We start from the raw sequence: 21,295 nt of genomic DNA on the forward strand, positions 1-21,295 counted from the left end.
CCCACCATAATATAACGTCAATCCCTAAAATCAGAAAAAATGTAACCACCTGAAAATAAACAATATCCTTACAAACACCCGATTCCGTTATCCGAATCAGATCAACTGAAATCTCGCCCACAATCTTGAAACCAACGCGTAAACTCAGGAATACCCTCTTCCAATGTGGTTTGCGGGGTCCATCCTGTTAGCTGTTGAATAGCCGTAATATCGGCCCATGTCTTTTCCACATCAGATTCAGGACGCGGCAGATAACGGATTGCAGCTTTACGCTCCAAAGTCTGCTCCAACAGCTCCACCAAATACTTCACCGGTTCTGGATGATGGTTCCCTATATTAAGCACACGAGGTTCTGCTGCTGGGGGTGCTTGCTCGTAGACTGCCAGCACTGCGGCAACCACATCATCAATATATGTAAAATCCCGTGCCAAAGATGCTCCCTCATAAAGGGTAACATCCCGCCCCTCCGTAATCGCACGGGCAAAACTGTAATAAGCCATGTCCGGCCGCCCCCACGGACCATACACCGTAAAAAACCGCAGGCCTGTTTGAGGGATATTATACAGATGGCTATAGGCGGATGATGCCAGTTCAGCCGCGCGCTTTGTAACGGCGTAAAAAGATCCCGGATGATCTACAGGATCTGTTTCTGAAAACGGTAATTTACGATTACGCCCATATACAGAAGACGACGAAGCATACACAAAGTGCTTTAGGGCTGGCAGTTCACGCGCAAATTCCAGCATCGCTACATGGCCGCGCACATTGGAATCTGCAAAGATATAAGGGTCTTTCAACGAGTAGCGCACACCTGCTTGCGCTGCAAAATGAAAGATACCCTCTATATTGGGGGCTTTCTTTTGTAGCTCTTGCAAATTTTCTGGCTGATCCAGATCGCAGTAATAAAAAGAAAACTGTGGATGCGCCTCAAGCAGAGCAAGGCGCGCCTGCTTGAGTTGGGGATTATAATAACCGTTCAGATTATCAACCCCGATCACCTGCTCGCCACGCGCCAAAAGAGCCTGCGTGACATGGAAGCCGACAAACCCAGCGGCTCCAGTTACCAAAAGTGTCAAAATGTATTGCCCCACGCCGCAGGGCAACTTTTTGGCCCCACCCATGATTACTGCAGAATCTCAGCCGCAAAAGCGGCTGCTAATTAAAGCTTTTTACCTAAAGATGGTGATTCCACCTTATCGCCTACAGTAATGCCAAACTTGGCAGTTACCCCCCCTGCCAGCTCAAGCGTAGCAGCTACCGGGCCATGACTGCTGATTCGTGCCAAGCTGCGTGGCACTGCATTTTCTGTAATGGCCTGAATACGATGATCCGCATCTATAAAAACAATATCCAGCGGAATCAGCGTATTTTCCATCCACATGTCACTCTGCTGTGGTGTTTTCCACACAAAAAGCATGCCAGAGTTTTCTGGCAGATGTTGGCGGAACATTTCCCCTACCTGCTGCTCACGCGGAGTTTTTGCCAACTCAACTGAAAAAACATGCCGCCCACTGGGGGAAACTATAGCCAATTCTTCCCGCTGTAATTCAGCCTGAGCGTGTGTTGGCTCTCCCGTTTCTTCTGCATAAGCAGGTAAGAGAGAACCCGCGGCACCGCCGATCATGCAGGCTGCCATCAGCCCCAACAGTTTTTTTGTCAGCACCTTATCTGTTCTCCTCGGTCCCATCATCTTTGCAGAAATGGATTACTGGCACGTTCTGCCCCTAATGTCGTCAACCCGCCATGCCCAGGCACGATAACAATATCATCCCCTAAAGGAAGTAGTTTTTCCTTTATGCCTTGAATAAGCTGTTGGCTATTACCGTATGCAAAATCGGTTCTACCTATTGTTCCTCTAAAAAGAACATCTCCCCCAAAAGCAAAACGGGCCTTTTCATCCACAAATACAACATGCCCGGGCGTATGCCCCGGAGCATGCACAACACGAAATGTACATCCTAGATAGTTCAGACTTTCACCATCTTGGGTGAAACGGTCAACATCTGCATTTTCTAAATCTGAAAGCCCAAAATGCCGAGCTTGCTCTACAATGGATTGGAGCAAAAATTGATCATGAATATTCGGCCCAATGACATCTGGCCGCGTTACCTGCGTATTTTCCAACCCACGACACAAAGCCGCCACCCCTCCGGCATGATCTAGATGACCATGCGTGAGCAGAATGGCTTCTACTTCCAGTATATTTTTTTTTAAGAAATCCAGCAGGACATTCGCGTCTCCACCAGCATCTACAATAACGGCTTTACGTGTTTTTTCATTCCACAGAACAGAGCAATTCTGCCGAAATGGCGTAACCGGCACGATACGCAACTGCATATCCGGGTAATTGACGTGCATGCCTTATTCCTCTTGTTCTCTATAAATTATCTAAAGAATGTTTTTATGAGTTTTACACAAAAAAAAGCTGCCAGAACCAGTGTCTGGCAGCTTTTTATACAGCAAAAATGCTCTGCTTATTGAGGCAGCACCCAGCCTGTTTCTGGAATATCAAAGTGCTTACGCAATTCATGCGCAGGCACGTTGGTTAGATCCTTGGTGAAGGTTTTGATAATCTTTGCCGTTGCAGGCTTGCTCAGATGCGTCTTGATTTCATGAATAATTGGTGCCGGAGCAGCCACCACAAACCCATCAACCTTGCCGCCATGCGCAATCATGCTGTTCATGCGGTCTGCCACAACGCGGGCAAAAGCATCTTTCGCATCATCCGCCGGGGTAGAGCCAGAAGGCATTTTACCCGGAGTACCTTCATGGCCACGCGTGTCAAAATCCTGCACATCGCGCATTTCGCCTTCTGCATCATGCAAAAAACGCACTTTGCCACCATCTGCAACAACATAAACTACCAGGCCATCTCTTGCTTCCGTCATGGAATACATCCTTTTCAAATCACTCTATCAGCCTGCCAGCATGCCTTATTATGCGACATTTAACCACCAGCGCTGCTGCGCTGCTGATGTGCAGTCTGCGTGCTGAGTGATATAGGATTGAGGCATGACAATTCCACCCTTCTTTTCCCAACTTGTTACTCCTCTGGATCATGCCCTGCTCTGGGCCCGTCAGGGCCAAGCCGTTGCCATTGCAACCGTAACAGGCACATGGGGGAGTTCCCCCCGCCCCCCAGGCAGCAATATGGTTATGAGCAAAAATGGCCTTATGGAAGGTTCCGTAAGTGGCGGCTGTGTGGAAACAGATGTTATGCTCCACGCACAAGAAATTATGGAAGGGCAAGCACCAACCGTTCTTTCCTATGGTGTTAGCAGTGCCAAGGCGTGGGAAGTCGGGTTGGCCTGCGGAGGCACACTGGATGTTATGGTAGAAGCCGTTCAAAGCCCTGCCTGCCCAACCGGAACATGGCCGCTACACCTGCTAGAGCAGATATGCGATCTTCAAGCGGCTCGAAAAGCCGCAGTGTTGGTGCGCAGCTTGGATGGCAAGCAGCACATTCTTGCGCAGGAACACCAAAAAAGCACTTTCGAAGAGCTTCCACCATTCGTGAAGGAAGTTGCCTTCGACCATCTGCAAGAAGGGCGCTGCGCAGCAATAGAAGAAGCTCTTGGGCAAAAATGGTTTGTGCAACCCATTATTCCGCCACCTCGGCTTCTTATAGTGGGCGCTGTGCATATTGCGCAGTATCTTGCTCGCTTGGCGCAGATAACCGGCTTTTCTCCCATCGTCATAGACCCGCGCGAAGCACTGGCGACAGCAGACCGCTTTCCGGGGCTGGAAAGTGGAAGCACCCTTATTACAGAATGGCCGGATGAAGCTCTGGAAACCTTAGGGGTTGATAGCATGACTGCCATCGTAACCCTAACACATGATGCCAAACTAGATGACCCAACACTTGAAGCAGCCCTGAAAAGCCCAGCTTTTTATATTGGTGCTTTGGGGTCTCGCAAAACACAGGCGAGTCGGTTGCAACGCTTGCAAACTCTTGGCTTTACCGAGCAGGATCTCAAACGCATACGCGGCCCAGTTGGCTTAGCTATTGGTGCAGTAGGGGCTGAGGAAATTGCTCTTTCTATTATGGCGGAAATAGTTGCCACCCGCCGCCATGCCCCCTTGTCAGACATTCGCGGGTGGTAAAACCTGCGTTTCTGCCAGGAACATGGGCCTGCGTGCTATGCGCAGGTCGTTCTGCCCGTACTGCCCCAGCCCACAAATTATTGGCTCCGGACGCTACCGGGCAACCTATGCTGGTTCAGACACTCAAAAATATTCTCAACAGCAAAGCTGAAACTATTCTGGCCCTTCTACCGCCAGACCAGCCAGAGCTTGAAACCATTGTGCAAGCGCATTTCTCCCACTCCTTGAAAGCAGACAGGCTACAGCTACAAACTGTTTTGAATGCGCGCTTGGGCCTTTCCGCTTCTCTGCATGCAGGTGTTCAGGCTGCTCAAGCAGGAAATGCACAAAGCCTTCTTATATGTCTGGGCGACATGCCTCTGGTTTCCACAACGCTGTTGAACACACTGTTGGAGAACCAGAATCAATATGCTCCTGCCGCCACCGCACCGTTACGAGACGGCAAGGCTGGAAATCCTGTTGTCTGGAATCCATCACAATTCAGTAAATTGCTCCAGGTTACGGGAGATCAGGGCGGCCGGGCTGTTTTACGCAGTCTGGGCGCTGATATACGCCTCATTCCAGCCAATTCTACCGAATTGGTCGATTTTGATACGCCAGAACGGCTGAAAATATATCAGCAGATGGCTTTTCCTAGCAGTTGACCAGACGGACACACCCTCCGACAATTCACAACAGACCGTAAGTTTTCACTGAACGGTCGTTTTATCTGTTTTTCAACAAGGTCTCACCATGAGCAAAATTCTACGCACTAACCCCAACCCCATTCTTTCTGCTGCGGTTGAATATCACGGCTTTATTTTCACGCAGGGTGTTGTTGCCCGCAATCTGGATCAGGATGTTGAAGGCCAGACACGTGATGTGCTGGAACAGATTGACACACTGCTAGAGCAGCACGGCACAGATAACACCCGCATTCTGCAAGCTCAGATCTGGGTGAAAGACATTAATGACCGTGACAAGCTGAATAAAATCTGGAGCGCTTGGCTGCCAGAAAATATGGCCCCTGCCCGCGCTTGTGTTCAGGCTGTGATGGCTGACCCACGTATCCTTGTGGAAATCATGGTCACCACCACAAAATAAGCCCTTAATATTGACCAGTTGGTGATGTGAGAAAACGTGGCATTCATGCAACATTCCTCCGAATCATCACCAACTGGCGCGTGTTCCCTATTCTCTTAAACAAAGGCTGGAATGAAACGGAATCAGGCGAATTTATGACGTAACGTAGGATAAAAATCCTATTTTTCCTTTTTGATACCCATCAATGAAGCAAAGAGTAACTTTAACGATTTTGGTGCGCAATGAACGCTTGCCTGATCTGCATGGATGTTTAATACCTGAACCCGAACATTGCAGTACCCCAACTCACGGCAAATGCGATCAGGAAAGGTAAGCACAATGCGGCACGGACGGTCCGGAATTTTCAAACTGAAGCTGGCCGTTTTGTCTTTTCTGTCCGTTTCTGCCTTTACTGCTTCTGCATCTGCCCGCACCCATCATGCCGCCGCTCACCATAGCGGTGTGCATAAAATTGTATTTTCTGCGTCCGGCCATGTGGCAGGCCGATACGCAGGTGGCCGCTGGCACCCATCTGCGGGGCGTTATCGTTCCGGGTATTATGGTGGGCACGTTATTCAGTGCGTTGCTTATGCCAAATCTGCATCTGAAGTGGTGCTGCATGGCAATGCGCGTGATTGGTGGCATAACGCAAGTGGCGTTTATGACCGTGGCCATGCACCAGAAGCAGGTAGTGTGCTGAACTTCCGTGCAACACGCCGCATGCCTTTGGGCCATGTTGCTGTTGTGCGCAATGTTGTAGATAACCGCACCATTATGATTGATCAGTCACACTGGGCACAGGCAGGCATCAGCCGCAACGTAGCCGTGATTGACGTTTCTCCAAACAATGATTGGTCTGCCGTTCGTGTAGCCCTTAACAATCATTCTGGTGGTTTCGGGTCCATCTATCCAACTTACGGCTTTATTTATGCACGCCACCCTGGTGCAGAACGGAACATGCAGCAGGAAGTTATGACAGCATGGGCCAAAAAAGGCACCACCACGCAGCTGGCACAGGCTCCGGCAACACCTCGCCAGATCTCTGCTGGTCAGGAAGATCCGAATATTGCCTTTGATGATAACAACTGAAACCAACCTTTAGTTTCTTTGCAGAATCTTCTTTTCAACGCTCGGCTTTGTCGGGCGTTTTTTATTGCTTTTTCCATAACAAGAAACTCTTACGCAGAGCATAAAAAAAAGGGGAGCAACCTCTTCTGGTTGCCCCCTTTCTTAGTAACCATCAGAAACGATGAGCTTATTCCATCCATTCAGCAATATCTGGACAAGAGCAAACTAGGTTTCTATCACCATATACGTTGTCAATTCGGCCTACAGGTGGCCAATATTTGGTAGAAAGCTGCACATTACCGGGGAAACACGCTTCCTGCCGTGTATAAGGATGCGTCCATTCCGTTGCAGTTAGTGCAAGACCTGTATGAGGGGCATGACGCAACACTGCATCTTCTGCCGTAACCTTACCACTTTCAACTGCACGCACTTCCTCACGTATAGCCAGCATGGCATCGCAAAAACGATCCAGCTCCGCTTTTCCTTCAGATTCGGTTGGCTCGATCATGAATGTGCCGGCCACCGGAAAGCTAACTGTTGGCGCGTGAAAACCGTAATCCACCAAACGCTTGGACATATCATCCACAGTAACGCCTGTTGTATTCTTGATCGGTCGTAAATCCAGAATACATTCATGCGCAACGCGCCCGTGTGCCCCTTCGTAAAGCACAGGGTACGCATCTTTCAGGCGGCTCACAATATAATTGGCGTTCAGAATAGCCACCTGCGTAGCCCGTTTTAGGCCTTCATCTCCCATTAAGCGAATATAAGCCCATGAGATCGGCAGAATAGAAGCTGATCCAAAAGGAGCAGCGCTTACAGCCATAACAACATCTACATCTGCCGGGTTTCCGGGCAGATAAGGTGCCAAATGTGCCCGCACACCAATTGGCCCCATACCCGGGCCACCGCCACCATGTGGAATGCAGAAAGTTTTATGCAGGTTAAAGTGGCTAACATCCCCACCGTAGTCTGCCGGGCGTGCAAGCCCAACCTGAGCATTCATGTTGGCGCCATCCACATATACCTGCCCACCGGCTGAGTGCACCAGATCACAGATTTCACGCATGTTTTCTTCAAACACGCCATGAGTAGAAGGATAAGTGATCATCACTGCGGCCAGATCATTCGCATGCGCCTTTATTTTCTCACGCATGTCTTCCAGATCAATGTTGCCGCCTGCATCACACTTTACCACCACAACCTTCATGCCCGCCATTTGGGCAGAAGCTGGGTTGGTACCATGCGCAGAAGCCGGAATTAAACAAACTGTCCGATGCCCTTCCCCACGCCCCTGATGATACGCACGAATAACAAGCAAACCTGCATATTCCCCCTGCGCGCCAGAATTAGGTTGGAAAGAAACAGCATCATAACCGCTGATAGCACACAGCCACTTTTCCAGATCCTGCAAAAGAACCTGATACCCTTTTGCCTGATCTGCCGGTGCAAACGGATGAATGTCACAAAAACCAGACCACGTAATGGGCAGCATTTCCACCGTGGCGTTCAGCTTCATGGTACAAGAACCCAGCGGAATCATTGTCCGATCCAACGCCAGATCCTTGTCTGACAAGCGCCGCAGGTAACGCAGCATATCCGTTTCTGAACTACAGGAGCGGAACACAGGCTGCGCCATAAAGCCAGACTGGCGGCGCACACCATCAGGCAATGCTGTGGAAGCCGCCACAAGCGCCTGCGCCATTTTTTCTACACGCCCGTGTTCAGCGCAAAAAACAGACCATACAGCGTAAACAGTTTCCGGCGTGCTGGTTTCATCCAGACTGATGCCAATACGGCCATTCCCTGCATTACGCAGATTCATGCCAGCAAAACGCGCACGTTCCAGAAGGTCAACAGCACCTTCGCCTACATTCACCGTCAGCGTGTCAAAAAATGCGGTTGTTTCAACAGTTACGCCCAATGCGCGCAAACCAGCGGCCAGTGTCGCAGCCAGATCATGAATGCGCTGTGCAATTGCCTTCAGACCTTCTGGGCCATGATAAACGGCATACATGCCCGCAATAACAGCCAGCAACACCTGCGCCGTGCAGATATTGGATGTCGCTTTTTCACGCCGGATATGCTGTTCACGCGTTTGCAGGGCGAGACGATAGGCCGGGCGCCCAGCACTATCGACCGATACCCCAACCAAACGCCCCGGCATGCTCCGTTTATAGGCATCCCGCACAGCCATATAAGCTGCATGCGGCCCACCATACCCCATGGGAATACCAAAGCGCTGGGTAGAACCAATAGCAATATCCGCCCCCAGTTCACCGGGAGAAGCCAGCAACGTTAAAGCCAGCGGATCTGCCGCCATAACAGCAATACCCCCCGCGGCATGCAGGCTTTCTATCTGCTTTTGCGGGTTTGCAATCTGGCCGGATGTGCCGGGATATTGGAAAATGGCTCCAAATACGTTTTGGGCATCCAAATCTGTTTCAGGCTGCCCAATCTGGAGCGTAATGCCCATAGGCTCTGCACGGGTTTTCAACACAGCGATTGTCTGCGGGAGACATTCTGCATCTACAAAAAAGACAGTAGACTTAGAGGTTGCAACCCGGCGAGCCAACGCCATGGCTTCTGCCGCTGCTGTTGCTTCATCTAGCAGAGAAGAGTTGGCGATATCCAACCCTGTCAGCTCTGTAATCATGGTTTGGAAGTTCAACAGGGCTTCCAGACGCCCTTGGCTGATTTCTGGCTGATACGGCGTGTAAGCTGTGTACCAAGCCGGATTTTCCAGAATATTCCGCTGGATAACAGCGGGCAGTACCGTACCGTAATACCCTTGCCCAATCAGGGATGTCATAACCTGATTTTGTCCGGCCAGTTCACGCAGGCGTGCAAGAACCTGTGTTTCCGTCCATCCAGCACCAAGCCCCAAAGGCTGTGTGGCACGAATGGAAGCAGGAAGTGTCTGATCTATCAGATCATCCAAGGAGGCCGCACCAACAACACGCAGCATTTCGGCCTGATCTGCCACAGTCGGGCCAATGTGGCGCGTAGCAAACGCCTCACCTTCAGCTTTTAAGGCAGCAAAAGCGGGAAGAGCTTCAATATTCTGTTGGGAACGCGCATCCGAACCGGGAGCAAGGGAGAACATGCAGAAATTTTTCCTGAACAAGGCCTGTTTGGAACAGGCCATTTTTTCCAATCAGGCAGAAATCAGCCTACAAAAGCTGCATATGCTGCGGCATCCATCAGCCCAGAAAGCTGATCTGGATTAGCAACGCGAAATTTGACAATCCAACCTTCGCCTTCAGGGTCAGAGCTTACCCGTGCTGGATCATCAGCCAGTGCTGCATTGCTTTCCAAAACCTCACCATCAACTGGCGCGTAAATATCGGAAGCTGCCTTAACGGATTCCACAACTGCGATGGATTCCCCAGCTTTGACTTCCGTGCCCGATGGGCGGGCTTCAATAAACACCAGTTCACCCAGTTCATCAGCCGCATGGCGAGTGATGCCCACGGTTGCTGTTGCACCCTCAACGCGCAGCCATTCGTGTTCTTTTGTGAAATACAGGGTCATTTCTCAATTTCTCCAGTTAAGCGTAAATTAATGTATCAACGGCCTAGCGTTTGAAATGCGCTGGCACAAAAGGCAGTGCACTCACGACGGAAGGTACAGAACGCCCCCGCAATTCAGCAAAAATGGTGTGCCCTATTTGGGTATCATTGCTTGCCACATAGCCCATCGCCACCGGGCCACCTACTGTGGGGCCAAATGCACCAGACGTTACCTTGCCGATATGCGTGGCAAATTCTGCGTCTGCATATAAAGGTGCATCATGGCGCACAGGCGCACGCCCCTCCGGCCGCAATCCAACGCGGCGGCGGCTTACTCCATTTTCAAGCTGGCCAAGAATAATATCGGCACCCGGAAAACCACCTGCACGCGCGCCACCATTGCGGCGAGACTTCTGGATAGACCATTCAAGCGCGGCCTCAACCGGAGTGGTGGTTGTATCAATATCCGCCCCATACAAGCACAGCCCGGCTTCAAGCCGCAGGCTATCTCGGGCACCTAAGCCAATCAGTTTGACGTTTGGCTGTTCTAGCAGTTTACGGGCAACCCGATCTGCATCCTTGGCGGAAACAGAAATTTCAAACCCATCTTCTCCCGTATAGCCGGAACGGGAAATAACACAGCGGGCACCGTCTACATCCAGCGTACGCACATCCATGAACATCATCTTGCGCACATCTTCAGCAAACGCTGCCAAAACTTGTTCAGCTTCCGGCCCCTGCAAGGCAAGCAATGCGCGATCTTCCTGCGGCTCTACAACGCATTCTGCCACCAGTGCAGATTGCAGAAGCTCAAGATCAGCCTCCTTACATGCGGCGTTAACAACCAGCAGCAGACCATCTTCCAGACGCGCCACCATCAGATCATCCAGAATACCGCCTTCGGCATTGGTAAACTGGGTATAACGCTGGCGGCCATGTTTAAGGGCAGCAATATCTGCTGGCACCAGTTTTTCCAGCGCCAGCGCCGCATTATCTACATCCCCCGAACGCGGGCGCAGCAGCACTTGCCCCATATGGGAAACATCAAACAGACCAACATGCTCACGCACATGCCGATGCTCGGCCATAATGCCATCTGCATACTGCAAAGGCATGGCATAACCCGCAAACGGCACCATTTTGCCGCCGGATTCTTCATGCAATGAATAGAGGGGAGTATGAAGGAGAGTATCGGTGCCCATGCACGCCGCCTTGCCAAAAAGGCCGGAACCCACTGCAATCTGACAGACACATCAGCACAACACGAGGCTCCGGATTACATAATCCGCTGCCCCTTCTGTGCTTTTGCCTGAGATCGCTATCCCGTCGGCGGGTGCGATTGCACCTCTCTCCAGAAGTTTTAAAACGCAGGGTCCTTCTGCCTGAGAGTTTCCGGGGCGGTTGCTCCTTCGGCGCTGGCTAAGCCAGTCTCTCCCTCTGCGTTAAGGAACCGTGACATCATTTCGCTTTCAAGTCAATCACGGCCCCTATTATGCGTATTACCCCGCAGCTTTAGGCAAATGCTTGGCAATATAAGGCGGTAGATTAAACGAACCTACGTGGATTTCAGGCGTCCAGTACTGGGTTTTTTCCAAAATACCAGCTTCCTGAGCACGGGCACGCACCTGCTCTACATCCTGCGCTTGCAGGTTGCGACCTTTGCTGGCGATCCCCAGTGTCATAAACCCACCTACATAAGTTGGCACAGCAGCCACATAGGCAGACACATGCGGAAAAAATTTTGCACGCCGCACACTGGTTTCATGCAGTTCATCCGCCTGCATAAACGGCACACCGCACTGGTTTACAATCAGCCCTTCGGCGGTAAGGATACGTGCGCAATGTTCGTAAAATGAATCTGTAAACAGCACTTCGCCCACACCTATCGGGTCTGTGCTATCAACAATAATCACGTCAAACGAGGCATTATCTGCGCGGGCAACGTAATCTATTCCATCCCCCACAATCACTTCTGCCCGCGGATTATTCCACGCATCACCGGCAATAGATGGCAGATGCTGTTTTGAAAGCTCTATAACAGCACCATCAATTTCCACCATCACAGCTTTTTCGATGCCGGGATGTTCCAGAACGCGGCGCAGTACCCCGCCATCCCCTGCGCCAATAATCAGCACTTTTTTCGGGTTGGGGTGAGTAAACAGAGGAACATGCGTAAGCATTTCCTGATAAACAAATTCATCCTTTTCGGTAATCTGCACTACGCCATCCAGCATGAGCACACGACCGTGGGATTCACTTTCAAAAACAACAATATCCTGAAACGGGCTTCGCGTGCGGGCCAGTTCCTTTACCACACGGAAGTGCTGCCCCCAGTTATCATATAGGGTTTCTTCAATCCATGTTTCAGCCATACCAGCCTTATCTTCCCAAATACGTCATGAGCTGCACTGATACAGCCCTTTTACAGAACTGTAGCAGCACGACGATCAAACAGAGTTTTACAACTTTAAGAAAAACAGCCTTTAGGCAACCACGCGGCCACGGCGTTCTTCATCCACCTCAAGCCGTTTGGCCTGAAAGAGACGCTGCATAACAGGGATGGACAGGTGCGGATCACACGCACCACACATAAAGATGTCCACCGCAGCAAAGTTGCGTTCTGGCCATGTGTGAATGGAAATATGGCTTTCAGCCAGCACCACCACGCCAGAAACACCCCCATTGGGTGAAAAATGATGGAAATGACTGTGCAGGATTGTGGCCCCAGCAGCACGCGCTGCTTCGCACAGTGTTGTGTCGATCTTTTCTGGATCATCCAGATTTGTGGCACCCCACATATCGACAAGCAGGTGAGTACCTGCAAACTTCTCGCCATTCTTTTCGACGAAGTAATCTTTACGCTCTTCGTCAGCAGACGAGACCGGAACAGAAAATGCCTGGTTATTGCTCGGGTGTTCCGAGACCATCCCCAGTTGAGCAAGTGCGTTCATAGACGTACCCCCAAACCAGTAGACAGCCTGTTGGGCAAAAATTGCCCCCTTGGGCCAAGAGCGCGCTTGGTAAGACCCCTGCGCCTGCGTTGCAAGCATTATTTACGTGTTTCATAAATTTTTCAGAAACACGCCACCCCAAAATACAGAATAATCAACGCTCTGTAGAATAATGCACAGTTTGTTTCACAAGCATGTCAAGCTGACGATCGCGCTCTTTTCCCAGCGTTCGCCCTGCTAACCAAGCCTTTAAACGCTGCAAGGTATCTGCATCATGTGCGGCGGCAGAATCGGTGGCAAGCTGCATGGCAAGGTCTTGCTGCGGTTCTGTTAAAAGCCCTGTTTCTGGTAAAGCACGGCTAGCCAAGCGGCCCACCACGCGCACAGCATCTGCCCATTGCTTGCCTTGCTCATACAATTGCCCGCGCAATTCTAAACCAGTGTCGGATTCATCATCCGCCAGTAAGGCCAATGCCCCAGCCCTATCCCCCTTGGTAAGCGCAAGATGCGCTTCATCATAATGGCGGCGGGCAGCCATATCCTCCGGCAAGCCGGGAACAGTGCTTTGTTCCAATGCTTCCATGGCGGCATTCACATTTCCCGCCTTGAAAGCTGCCTGAACAATCTGCTCCTGTATTTCTGCGCGTGCTACCGGATCAGCCGTCAACACAACGGCTTGTTTGAACGCCATAACAGCAGCCTCGGCTTGCCCTATCTGCAATAGAAGCGTTCCGTAACCTCTTAACAGTTTTGCCTTAGATGTATTCTCTTCCAGTAAAGACAATTGGGTCTGCAAAATATGCACCCGTTGCTCTGCGGATAACGCCCCATCCTCTCCGCTTACAGCTTTACCAGATGGTAAGGTATTAAACACAAGCACATACAAAGCCTGCCGTCGCACAGCCTCCAACCTGTCATATGGCGTTTGTGCAGAGGCAGAAAGCCCGCCCAGCACAGCTAAAGCCTGTCGTGCCCGACCACATTGCACAAGTGCTGTAGATAATAACAAACTGGTATATGCCCGAGCAGTAGGCACAAGCTTTCCAACACCTTCTTTTCCATCAAGAAGGTGTTGAAAGCTCTCGGCAGCCATGGCCGCAGCAATCTGATCATGCTGCAACAGAAAATTCACCAGATCTGCACGCGCATAAGCGGCTTTTTCTGGATCTGCCGCAGCCGTTAGATTTTCCAGCGTAACCCGTGCGGTTTCTACATTCCCTTCACGATCCTGCATGCGCGCTCGCGCAAGATCATAAACGCCATCACTGGGTAAAGGCTCCAAAATCAGAGCTGTTTCATCCGCACCATAACGCGCGATATAATTTGTAACTTGTGGAAGAAGCAGATCACGCAGCGGTTGTGGATAGCGCAGAATCTGTTCGTAATGACGCGCAAGTAAAACAGAAGCATCTTTGCTGTTTGCGCCACTCATCATCAGATACAATGCGTGCCATATTTCCAGTTCTGGGGGGGCTCCATCCATCTGCGTCAGAACGGATGCCGCAGCATCCACATCATGGCTTAATAACGCTGCGCAGGCCCGCAGAAAGAGCACTCCCGTTGGGGGGCCTCCCGGTTCAGATCGCTGAGGCATATTTTTTACAAGACGCCACGCATCTGCTGGATACCCAGCCACAAAAGCAGCGCGCGCAGCAGCAACCTGCGCAGGCCATCGTAAAGAAGGTGGTGCTTTTTCGGCGTCAACCTTCGCGCTAAGCCAGTTCTTTTGTAAAATGACAACTGGTGCAGCATGCAGTCCCAGCCAGAACCAGTCTAACCCACCTTCGGGTGGCACTGTCTCTGCTGTTCCCTGCCCTACAGGCAAAGCATCCAGCCCTAAAGCAGAGAGGAATACGCCTTTATCTGCAACAACATCTAATCTGATTTGCGATGAATCCGCAGCCACTACAATACCTTGGGCAGAATCTCGCACACCATACCCTATGGCCCGGTAAGAAGAGCGATATCCCGTTTCCATGACAGACGGCGTTATCAGCAAACGTACGCCAGTTGTCGGATCTGGAAACGAGATAACGTGCCCAGACTGTTTTTGTGGAAACAGAACGGCTTCTGGCATCATAACCGCAGGCGGTGCAGCCCTTACGCTACCTGTATCGCCTTTTGGAAGCTGTTCCAGCAACCAGCCATCCAGCTTTTTATGTAACGCAATATGTGGATGAGACGGCACATGAACGCGCAAAACCGTGGCGTATTCCAGCACCGTTACATCCGTATCTGCAAATATGCCTTGCCCTGTAAAATTATGAACTAACGAAGTCACGGGACGGTCTGCCACGATCAGCAAATCAGACCCAGACCAGAAAGCCGCAAGAGCAACCTCTGCTCCTATAGGCAAAAAAAGAGATGCCCCTTGCTGGCCATCCAGAGATTCCTCCTGCACTGCTGAAACGGGAAGCGCATGCAGGCCATCTTCACCTGCTACAGCCGGCAACCTGGGCAGCAACAAATAGGCGAAAAGCATTCCGCACATATATCTGCCCATTACGGATTTACCTGTTGCCACATCTTCTCCAACCTCAAACGTGCTGCAACGCTGCTTTTGGCAGCATACGACCTGCATGACAAAGGAGCCACGGTCTGTGCTAGAAAAAACTCACCATTTCCATCATGCCGGGGCACTATAAATGCTCGATCGCATCACCAGTATGCAGATTTTTGTCAAAGTTGTAGCTGCGGGCAGCTTTACAGGGGCAGCACGCCTTATGGCGCTTTCCCCAACAATGGTAACCAAACATGTGACAGCACTGGAAGCCCGGTTAGGAGTTTCTCTCTTTCAACGTAGCACGCGGCATCTTTCCTTAACCGAAGCAGGACGCCTGTTTTTGGAAAGCTGCCAAAAAATTCTGGCTGATGTAGAACACATGGAGCAAACTGTAAGCGAGCAGTACCGTGAACCACGTGGGCAATTACGCCTTAACGCTCCGGTTTCCTTCGCTATTCGGTATGTCGCGCCTTATCTGCCTGAATTTAGCAGAAGATATCCGCAGGTTCAGGTAGAGCTTGGCTTGAATGACAGACCCGTTGATTTGGTTGAGGAAGGGTGGGATCTTACGCTGCGTATCCGCAACCTAACAGTCAGTACGCTGCGTGCACGTAAATTGGCTGCTGTGCGTATGATTATCTGTGCCTCTCCTGCTTATTTAGAAAAGGCTGGCACACCCACGCATGTAAATGAATTGCAGCAGCACAATTGTCTTGGATACACCCTTAGCGGAAACAATAGCGCATCCCGTTGGCATTTTGGAGAAAGCGGAGAAAAAACCGTTTCTGTTTCCGGCCTACTTTCCGCCAATAATGGAGATGCTTTGCGAGAAGCCGCAGTAGCTGGCGCAGGCATTGCTTACCTGCCGCTTTTTGTTGTGAGCCAAGAACTGCAACAAGGCCAACTTATTGCTTTATCATTGGATTATCCCACCACACCGGGGCCAGACTTACACGCCGTGTATGCACCCGGCACAAGTATTCCCTTAAAAGTCCGCGCCATGATTGATTATCTTGCGCAGTGCTATGGCCCGATTCCACCATGGGAAAAAGCGGCATAACCCAAGGGTTATAGGCACTAAAACTGTCTTTTATATTTTGGAAGATTTTAAAATGGTGAGCCGGGAGGGAATAAACATATAACGAAATATCAATGGGTTATACTTTATAACCTGTAATTTATGCTCACCTAATATCAATGAGTTAGCGTGTTTTTTTATAACCTAATTTCTCATATTAGCAGCCAGTTGAAGTTCCGCATTTTTCGGTGTTCCCCAATAGTTCAGCCCTCGTTATAACACCTGCAAGCCAAGAGCCTGTCCGCTACCTATGGCGGCTCTTGGTTAAAAAATGCGCATTCCTAAATTTTCCTATTGCATTTAAAGTTAAAATGTCCGATATTCGGACATGAAGCGGCACGGGCCGCGGGAAACGGTAAGGGCCGAAAAATGAAATACTCTGTTGAAAAAATGATTGCTCTTGGTGGCGCCGAGTGGATTCGCGATGAAATGCATCGGATCTATTTCAATGCTGACGTAACTGCTGAGCTGATTGGGTTTGAATATTGCCTGCGTAAAGGCCGTGTTTCCAGCGCTAAACTGAACGGCGAAAAAATCAGCAACGCACGCGGTCAGGAAATCCTGGTTGCACTGGATTTTGGGAAAATCTGGTTTGATGTTGCAACTGGCGAATTCCACTCCAAAAATATTCCTGACACGCTCTCCAATGAAGTTATGGCTGCTATCAAAGTAGCCACGGAAATCACAGAGGATGCCCCGGCCCTGAATGAGGTTGAAATGAGCGTTTCTGCAAAAATTGTTTCTGCAATCAATGCCCAGACAGCTACAGTTGCTGAAATTGCGCACAGCCTGTGGCTCAAGCCTGATGGCCGCGCAGATAACAAACGCATCCGTGCTGCACAGCGGGCCGGTGAGTTTTCCGACGATCTGGATTTGATTGCATCCAGCGATGCAACGGCAGAAAAATACGATTCCGCATGCGCCAATGCTCTGGCTCAAATCGCCTGCTCAATTTCCCCCGAAACCAACGAGAATGATGCGCTAAAACGAATTCTCGATTTTTACGGGCAGAACAATGATGCGCCACGATTCGGCTGGCGGAATATTGTTAAAACGTCAAATGAAATCAATGACCGGCAGCGTAACAGCAGTGAGTTTTGGCAGGCATTCCTAAATAATTCCGGGTGGTTTCAGGCCGCAACAGCGGGGGAATAATGGAAAACGATAAATTTTGCGAGCTGGCCAGGCTAATATTTGGGGAATATTGGGTTCCCCAAACAGCCAAAGAATTAGGCTTTGCTTCACCCCGGAATATGCAGCGCATTGCAGCCGGAACACAAAAAGTTAGACCTAATACAGCTCTAAATCTTATAGAGTTAGCAAAAAAACGTCTAAATGAAATACAGATTGCAATAGAAAAAGCAGAAGAAGAGTATGGAAACCATTGAATTAAAGTTATGGAGCAGAAAAAAACCAAAAATATATTACCCATCACGCAGAATGGCAGCCATGGGCTACGGCAGGAATGGGTCTCACTGGAAATCAACACCAGTAAAAATTGAGATAGATTTTTCGCTGCTTGGACAACCTGAGCGCGATATTTTGCGCGGGATGACAACCGCAGGATCTCCGCACGCGGTAGAATTGCTCCCTATTAGGAAACGACTAAAATTGGCACGCTATGATGAGGCGGCAGCCTCTATTCCGCTGCACCGCTGGTTACGCCAACAGGTTGACCAGTGGCGCACTATGGGTGCAACACAATACAGAGTTCTGCGCCCATTTTTTTCAGGCCCAGAACCATTTAGAGATTTGGGTGATGGATGGGAGCAATGATTACCTGTTGACATTCATGTTTTACGAATGAATATTTTAATTTCCCCGCGTTAGCAGGGATGAACCGTCTTATGTTCCATAGGCAACCTAAGAAAGTTCTCAGTTCCCGGCGTCAGCCGGGATATACCTCTATGATGTTTCGATCAAAACCGTTCAGCAGCCGCGCAGAGGTTGATGAATACCTCTCTAGCGAGGATATTGAATGCCTGATATGCGGACGTAGGTTTTTAATCCTATCTGGAAAACATTTAAAATCTCACGGAGTTACCTCGGCAGAATACCGGCAAATGTTCTGCATTCCGGCTGGTCGCGGATTATCAGGAACCGTTTACAAAGCGCAGCGGTCTGAAATAGCTCGCAATCTACACGCAACCGGCAGAATAAAATCTGATCCGGTTGCGGCATCCGCTGCCGCTCGCCATTCTGGCCGTGGCCATCGCGTGCCGTGGGATATTGCGGAGCAATCTAGTAGAGCGGCAAAAATAGATCATCCACAAATCCCGCCCGGAGGCAAACGTGCAGATGGGCGGGACGCTGACAATGCGCGTGAATATCAGAGAAAACGCAGGAAACGTTAACTTATCCTCTAATTTTCCACCAAAAATCAGATCGCACCACCAGCAATCGCCAGCCCACAGCCAGGGCGATAGTGGCGAGGAAAACTCCCCCGCCACCAACAATCATGCCGCATTCAAAATCTGGCGTCATGCGGACTGGATAGCCGCGTTATCGGCCTGACATTTGGCAAAGATGGCCTGAATATCCGCCACAGTTGGTCCAGTCTTGCTCTTGGACTGCTCAATGGCTTCTTTCACCGTCTCGTAAACTTCCGGCCCGTATTTTTCGGCCAGACCAGCTACGGTACCAACTACACCAAGGATGGCGCTGATTTCTGTTGCGTTCATGTTATTTGCTCCCGCCAAGGGCCGCGCAGGCATCCGGCGTGGTGCCGGTTTTCAGGCCTGCCCAGCAGGTTTCGAATGAAAGAAAATCGGTCTGGAGTGCGTTCACGCCGGTCTGGGTGATACTGTTGCCGTGCTCAATAGAGGTTTCCAGAGACGCGATTTCATTAAACACGGTCTGGCTTGCCCGCTTGGCAAGATCCTTTTGCGTGTCCGTTAGGGTGATGCCCGGCACGTTGCCTTTAATGGCATCGGGAATCGGCTGCGCCAGAACGTGATAGGAACTGTCCACATCGTAAACAGTCTGGCTCAACTTGGCTTGTGGCGTTGCGCCACAGGCAGCCAGTAGGGGTAGCAGCCCCAGAGCAAGGAATGCTTTTTTCATTGGATTGTCTTTCTTGTATAAAGATGAGCAGGCGAACGTTTAGTTCGCCTTTGGTTCCGATGGCGTGGCCGCAGCCTTTGTGCGCATCAGGATGGCTGCATTGGCGGCTTGGCCCCAGTTGGCAGCAAAAAAGTTAAGCGCCCGGTAAACTGGCCATAACTTGGAACCGGCAGGCGGTGCAGGGATCTGCGTTGCCACAAACCCCAGAATAGCTGCGGCGCTCAGGCCAATTTCCACCCAATGGGCATATGGCTGAGGCAGTTGCGTAAGCGCCAGAACCAATGTGCTGACAATGCCACCCGCTTTTGCCGTTTGCGCAAGGGTTGTTTTGGCTGTTGATGTGTCAGCCATGGCCAGCACCACGCAGGCTCACGGGCAGTGTGTTGATGATATCCACGCGCTCGATGACGATATTTTCTTCATTCAGCCGAAAACCGCTTTGCCGCAGGCGTTGGGCAAAACGGTCAAACAGCAGATCTGCCAGGCAATCTAGTTCATGCCGGGACAGAGGATCTCGCTCGCTCATGCGTTCTCCTTCACGCGGTCTAATTCCGCCGCGTTGAGTTGATCTGTGGAAGTAGGGGAGGGTGCAGGTGCTACTGGCTGCGAATCGCAGGGATTAACCCCGCTCCAGAGCAACCATTCCGCATGGCGCCGTGCCGTAAGGCCGGGCACCGTAATCAGCTGGCCGTTGCGGTGCATGTGGTTCCACAGCAGGAGCTGATCACTGGCTGCGATATCGTGGCCCGCGTTCAGATCTTTCAGCAGTGTGGAACCTGCCAGTGCCGTTGTGCCCAGATTGTACTGGAAATCCAGCAGGGCACCTTCACGGTTTGGCGAAAGCTGCGTGCGCACCAACTGGCGCAGCTTTACCCGCAGGCCTGCCAGCGTGAAAACCAACAGGGTTTCGGCCTGCTGCTGCGTAATGGGCGCAGTTTTGGCAGTTACGGCGGCCCCGTTGGCCAGGGCACGATTGCCATAACCAATAGACCAGTAACCCGCCGGGCAAACGTAAGGATGCAGGCGCAGGCCTTCGAACTTGCGGCACAGGCATGCCGCCAGTTGGATGGAATCATTCATCTGTTTTTCCGGATACAAAAAAGGCCGCACAATGGCGGCCGGAGTGGACGAATTTGCAGACACTCTGGCTGAATTAGTCCACCAGAGCATAAAACCCGCAGAAAACAGCCATTTGGAATGGCTTCATATATGGGCGTGTTTCAGTTTTTCAGAACTGTTCAGAACTGAATACTTCTGCATTGACAAACAGTGCAGTCAGCTAGGGATGACTGAACAGGTGATAAAGCGCCGCGGCCAGCGTTGCGATGCCGGTTGGCCCCAGCATACTGGCAACCCACATGGTCAGACGCGTGGCACCAGCGCGTTCGGCATCATCAATCGCCATTTTGTCGATCTTGGATAAAATCAGCGTATCCCGCTTTTCCAGCGCATCCGTGCGTGCCGCCAGGGCAACGCGGGCATCGCGCTCTTCTCGCTGATCCTTTTTCACCTCACTGAGATCCCCTTGCATGGTGTCGAGTTTTGCCAGGACGGTGCGCAGATCTGCACCATCGTTTTCTGCTGTGGGCATAATGTGTCCTGATATAAAAAAAGCGGCCTAAAGCCGCTCGGTAATGGTGAAGCTGGTCTGCTGCCGCAGGGCAGCGCCATAGGGATTGCTCAGATCTCCGCGCTGGATGCGGCCAAACAGGCTACGCAGGTTCAGCGTGGGGGCATCGGCATCAGGATCCGGCACAAACAGCACATTCGCGCCAGATGCGCCCAGCAGCAGGATTTGCTCCAGCACCGGCACGTCAGCCAGATCCAAGGATTCATGATCCACCACAGCTTTGCGCCGCATCCATGCAGGCGTGACAAACTCGGCCCCGCTCATGCCGGTATTCACCGTCACGGAGCTATCCAGCCCGGTAGTGCTCTTGGTGCTCATGTTGCG

At 51.0% G+C, this 21,295-nt stretch carries 25 protein-coding genes, 1 pseudogene and 1 riboswitch; of the genes and pseudogenes, 9 read left to right on the forward strand and 17 right to left on the reverse strand.

Translation table 11 applies throughout. The features are described from left to right. Positions 1-101 precede the first annotated feature (101 nt). The 4 genes from FKW19_RS14360 to FKW19_RS14375 all read right to left on the reverse strand — a co-directional run bounded on the left by FKW19_RS14360 (position 102) and on the right by FKW19_RS14375 (position 2,897). Positions 102-1,076, reverse strand: a complete 975-nt coding sequence (locus FKW19_RS14360) for an NAD-dependent epimerase/dehydratase family protein (RefSeq protein ID WP_089179973.1) — start codon at positions 1,074-1,076, stop codon at positions 102-104. Between the two features lie 83 nt (positions 1,077-1,159). Further along, complete coding sequence (locus FKW19_RS14365) at positions 1,160-1,690, reverse strand: DUF192 domain-containing protein (protein ID WP_089179668.1); 531 nt, start codon at positions 1,688-1,690, stop codon at positions 1,160-1,162. After that, complete coding sequence (locus FKW19_RS14370; RefSeq protein ID WP_089179669.1) at positions 1,687-2,358, reverse strand: MBL fold metallo-hydrolase; 672 nt, start codon at positions 2,356-2,358, stop codon at positions 1,687-1,689. The genes FKW19_RS14365 and FKW19_RS14370 overlap by 4 nt, the downstream gene beginning before the upstream one ends. A 116-nt stretch (positions 2,359-2,474) precedes the next feature. Then, on the reverse strand, positions 2,475-2,897 hold the full coding sequence (locus tag FKW19_RS14375; protein ID WP_003631043.1) for a host attachment protein: 423 nt from the start codon (positions 2,895-2,897) through the stop codon (positions 2,475-2,477). 115 nt (positions 2,898-3,012) lie between these two features. On the opposite strand from FKW19_RS14375, the gene FKW19_RS14380 reads away from it, so the two are divergent. The 4 genes from FKW19_RS14380 to FKW19_RS14395 all read left to right on the forward strand — a co-directional run bounded on the left by FKW19_RS14380 (position 3,013) and on the right by FKW19_RS14395 (position 6,255). Then, complete coding sequence (locus FKW19_RS14380; RefSeq protein ID WP_089179670.1) at positions 3,013-4,104, forward strand: XdhC family protein; 1,092 nt, start codon at positions 3,013-3,015, stop codon at positions 4,102-4,104. Next, positions 4,098-4,748, forward strand: coding sequence for an NTP transferase domain-containing protein (locus FKW19_RS14385; protein ID WP_089179671.1), 651 nt, complete (start codon positions 4,098-4,100; stop codon positions 4,746-4,748). Before FKW19_RS14380 ends, FKW19_RS14385 begins: the two co-directional genes overlap by 7 nt. 88 nt (positions 4,749-4,836) lie before the next feature. Further along, positions 4,837-5,187, forward strand: coding sequence for a RidA family protein (locus FKW19_RS14390; RefSeq protein WP_003624223.1), 351 nt, complete (start codon positions 4,837-4,839; stop codon positions 5,185-5,187). Between the two features lie 294 nt (positions 5,188-5,481). Continuing rightward, positions 5,482-6,255 (forward strand): CHAP domain-containing protein, encoded by a 774-nt coding sequence (locus FKW19_RS14395; RefSeq protein ID WP_089179672.1) that lies wholly within the window; start codon positions 5,482-5,484, stop codon positions 6,253-6,255. Positions 6,256-6,421: 166 nt separating this feature from the next. On the opposite strand, the gene gcvP is transcribed toward FKW19_RS14395, so the two are convergent. The 6 genes from gcvP to FKW19_RS14425 all read right to left on the reverse strand — a co-directional run bounded on the left by gcvP (position 6,422) and on the right by FKW19_RS14425 (position 15,278). Continuing rightward, positions 6,422-9,382: an aminomethyl-transferring glycine dehydrogenase gene (gcvP, locus tag FKW19_RS14400; protein WP_193561120.1), complete on the reverse strand. Its 2,961-nt coding sequence runs from the start codon at positions 9,380-9,382 to the stop codon at positions 6,422-6,424. Between the two features lie 20 nt (positions 9,383-9,402). After that, a complete protein-coding gene (gene gcvH / locus FKW19_RS14405) occupies positions 9,403-9,768 on the reverse strand; it encodes a glycine cleavage system protein GcvH (protein WP_006115367.1) in 366 nt (121 codons plus the stop codon). 43 nt (positions 9,769-9,811) lie between these two features. After that, positions 9,812-10,948 carry a glycine cleavage system aminomethyltransferase GcvT gene (gene gcvT / locus FKW19_RS14410; protein WP_089179674.1) on the reverse strand — a complete coding sequence of 379 codons (1,137 nt, stop codon included), beginning with the start codon at positions 10,946-10,948 and terminating at the stop codon, positions 9,812-9,814. A gap of 159 nt (positions 10,949-11,107) precedes the next feature. Continuing rightward, a riboswitch (glycine riboswitch) is annotated at positions 11,108-11,193 on the reverse strand. A 52-nt stretch (positions 11,194-11,245) separates the two neighbouring features. Next, the gene (speE, locus tag FKW19_RS14415; protein ID WP_089179675.1) at positions 11,246-12,118 is read right to left on the reverse strand and encodes a polyamine aminopropyltransferase; all 873 of its coding nucleotides are present in this window, start codon (positions 12,116-12,118) and stop codon (positions 11,246-11,248) included. Between the two features lie 111 nt (positions 12,119-12,229). Then, positions 12,230-12,697 carry an adenosylmethionine decarboxylase gene (gene speD, locus FKW19_RS14420; protein ID WP_035352291.1) on the reverse strand — a complete coding sequence of 156 codons (468 nt, stop codon included), beginning with the start codon at positions 12,695-12,697 and terminating at the stop codon, positions 12,230-12,232. Positions 12,698-12,851: 154 nt separating this feature from the next. Further along, on the reverse strand, positions 12,852-15,278 hold the full coding sequence (locus FKW19_RS14425; RefSeq protein ID WP_089179676.1) for a hypothetical protein: 2,427 nt from the start codon (positions 15,276-15,278) through the stop codon (positions 12,852-12,854). 64 nt (positions 15,279-15,342) lie between these two features. Between FKW19_RS14425 and FKW19_RS14430 the strand changes: the two genes are divergently transcribed. From FKW19_RS14430 to FKW19_RS16105, 5 genes are all read left to right on the forward strand, one after another. Next, on the forward strand, positions 15,343-16,260 hold the full coding sequence (locus tag FKW19_RS14430; RefSeq protein ID WP_089179677.1) for a LysR family transcriptional regulator: 918 nt from the start codon (positions 15,343-15,345) through the stop codon (positions 16,258-16,260). A gap of 387 nt (positions 16,261-16,647) precedes the next feature. Next, a complete protein-coding gene (locus FKW19_RS14435; protein ID WP_089179678.1) occupies positions 16,648-17,433 on the forward strand; it encodes a hypothetical protein in 786 nt (261 codons plus the stop codon). After that, positions 17,433-17,666 (forward strand): hypothetical protein, encoded by a 234-nt coding sequence (locus tag FKW19_RS14440; RefSeq protein WP_089179679.1) that lies wholly within the window; start codon positions 17,433-17,435, stop codon positions 17,664-17,666. Before FKW19_RS14435 ends, FKW19_RS14440 begins: the two co-directional genes overlap by 1 nt. Continuing rightward, the gene (locus FKW19_RS14445; protein WP_116100208.1) at positions 17,653-18,054 is read left to right on the forward strand and encodes a hypothetical protein; all 402 of its coding nucleotides are present in this window, start codon (positions 17,653-17,655) and stop codon (positions 18,052-18,054) included. The genes FKW19_RS14440 and FKW19_RS14445 overlap by 14 nt, the downstream gene beginning before the upstream one ends. A 134-nt stretch (positions 18,055-18,188) precedes the next feature. Beyond that, positions 18,189-18,632 (forward strand): MucR family transcriptional regulator, encoded by a 444-nt coding sequence (locus FKW19_RS16105; protein WP_370512893.1) that lies wholly within the window; start codon positions 18,189-18,191, stop codon positions 18,630-18,632. Positions 18,633-18,758: 126 nt separating this feature from the next. Here the strand turns inward: FKW19_RS16105 and FKW19_RS14455 are convergent, their stop codons facing one another. The 7 genes and pseudogenes from FKW19_RS14455 to FKW19_RS14485 form a co-directional block, all read right to left on the reverse strand. Beyond that, positions 18,759-18,959 carry a hypothetical protein gene (locus FKW19_RS14455; RefSeq protein WP_089179682.1) on the reverse strand — a complete coding sequence of 67 codons (201 nt, stop codon included), beginning with the start codon at positions 18,957-18,959 and terminating at the stop codon, positions 18,759-18,761. 1 nt (position 18,960) lies between these two features. After that, a complete protein-coding gene (locus tag FKW19_RS14460) occupies positions 18,961-19,341 on the reverse strand; it encodes a hypothetical protein (RefSeq protein ID WP_089179683.1) in 381 nt (126 codons plus the stop codon). A gap of 39 nt (positions 19,342-19,380) precedes the next feature. Further along, entirely contained in the window at positions 19,381-19,692 is a 312-nt protein-coding gene (locus FKW19_RS14465; RefSeq protein WP_089179684.1) for a hypothetical protein, read from the reverse strand. Beyond that, positions 19,685-19,867: a hypothetical protein gene (locus FKW19_RS14470; RefSeq protein WP_089179685.1), complete on the reverse strand. Its 183-nt coding sequence runs from the start codon at positions 19,865-19,867 to the stop codon at positions 19,685-19,687. The genes FKW19_RS14465 and FKW19_RS14470 overlap by 8 nt, the downstream gene beginning before the upstream one ends. Then, complete coding sequence (locus FKW19_RS14475; RefSeq protein WP_089179974.1) at positions 19,864-20,421, reverse strand: lysozyme; 558 nt, start codon at positions 20,419-20,421, stop codon at positions 19,864-19,866. Before FKW19_RS14475 ends, FKW19_RS14470 begins: the two co-directional genes overlap by 4 nt. A gap of 199 nt (positions 20,422-20,620) precedes the next feature. Then, positions 20,621-20,932: a hypothetical protein gene (locus FKW19_RS14480; RefSeq protein WP_019089530.1), complete on the reverse strand. Its 312-nt coding sequence runs from the start codon at positions 20,930-20,932 to the stop codon at positions 20,621-20,623. Positions 20,933-20,959: 27 nt separating this feature from the next. Then, positions 20,960-21,295, reverse strand: a pseudogene (locus FKW19_RS14485) (hypothetical protein); the annotation flags it as partial.

Source organism: Acetobacter sp. DmW_125128, from assembly GCF_008704325.1.
GTDB classification, from domain to species: domain Bacteria; phylum Pseudomonadota; class Alphaproteobacteria; order Acetobacterales; family Acetobacteraceae; genus Acetobacter; species Acetobacter oryzifermentans.